The organism is Desulfonatronospira sp. MSAO_Bac3, assembly GCF_003838035.1.
In the GTDB taxonomy this organism is placed as follows: Bacteria; Desulfobacterota; Desulfovibrionia; order Desulfovibrionales; family Desulfonatronovibrionaceae; genus Desulfonatronospira; species Desulfonatronospira thiodismutans.
Window position 1 is genome coordinate 1 of the sequence record NZ_QYZY01000135.1, and the last position, 1,297, is coordinate 1,297.

Sequence of the window (1,297 nt, forward strand, 5' to 3'; positions counted from 1 at the left end):
GCTGACCCCGGAACTTGTCCGGGAGCGCATCGCCCTTTCCATTGATCAGGGCCAGCTCGGACTGGCAAGATACCTTGGAAGGTACCTGCCAGAACAGGACAAGCCCTGGCTTGATCTCTGGCTGGATATTGCCCGCGATCCTTCACTTACACCAGATCAGGACTGGTCCGGAGCAGACGGTAGCCCCCACGAGAAAATCCTTGTTTACGGCATGAAGAAACTTATACGCAAGGATACACCGGATGCGGCTGACGACTGGGACAATATCCTGGAAAAAAACCAGCTCGACCGTAAAGACTTTCCGGAAGTAGAGCAGGACATCGCCCTTTACCTGGCCCTTAGACGCCATGACCAGGCTCTGCAGCGTTTCCAGGATCTCCCCGACGATCTCAAGACCCCCAGGCTTCGCGAATGGCATGTGCGCACAGCGCTTTACGAACAGAAATACAGTGAAGTGCTGGATGCCTGGGACAATCTTTCCAGCTCCCAGAAATCATCTCCAAGGTGGCAGTACTGGAGAGCCAGGGCCCTTGAGGAGCAGGGACTTGTCCAGCAGGCTTCGGGTATCTATCTTGGCCTGCTTGGCAGGCAGAACTATTTTTCATTGCTGGCTGCAGACAGGCTGGGCCAGGCCTATTCCCTGAACCATTCCCCATTGGACCCCCATCCTGAAAAGATTGATGACCTTAAAAGCGCCCCAGGAATTCAGAGGTCCCTGGAACTGTATTACCTGGACCGTGAAATCCAGGCCCGCCGGGAATGGATGCATGCCCTGCAGGGCAAAGACCGGGAAATGATGGCAGCGGCTGCAGTCCTGGCCCGGAGTATCGGCTGGCACGACCGGGCCATTCAGGCTGCTGCAGGTGCAAGACAGTTTGAAGACCTTGCCCTCAGGTTTCCCCTGTCCTACCATGACCTGATAGCCGAGCATGCAGGCAGCAGGGCACTGGACCCTGCCTGGGTCCTGGCTCTGGCCAGACAGGAAAGCATGTTCATGCCGGACGTACGTTCTCCTGCCGGGGCCATCGGCCTGATGCAGATCATGCCCGCCACGGGCAGGACTATCGCTGCCAGGCTCCAGGAGTCCCTGAATAATCCCCACCGCCTTACTGATCCCGCCACCAGCGTGCGCTACGGTGTTTTTTACCTGGATCTGCGGCTGCAGGAACTTCAGCAGAACCCTGTCCTGGCTACCGCCGCATACAATGCAGGGGCCCACCGGGTCAAAAGATGGCTGCCCAAATCCCAGAACATACCCGCGGATATCTGGGTGGAAAGCATTCCCTTCAATGAAACC

The 1,297-nt window shown here is 57.3% G+C and carries 1 protein-coding gene; it reads left to right on the forward strand.

Annotated elements, in window-relative coordinates; translation table 11 throughout:
* Positions 1-1,297, forward strand: a 1,297-nt coding sequence (locus D5S03_RS04810; protein WP_287042826.1) for a lytic transglycosylase domain-containing protein, incomplete at both ends; no start/stop codon positions are given.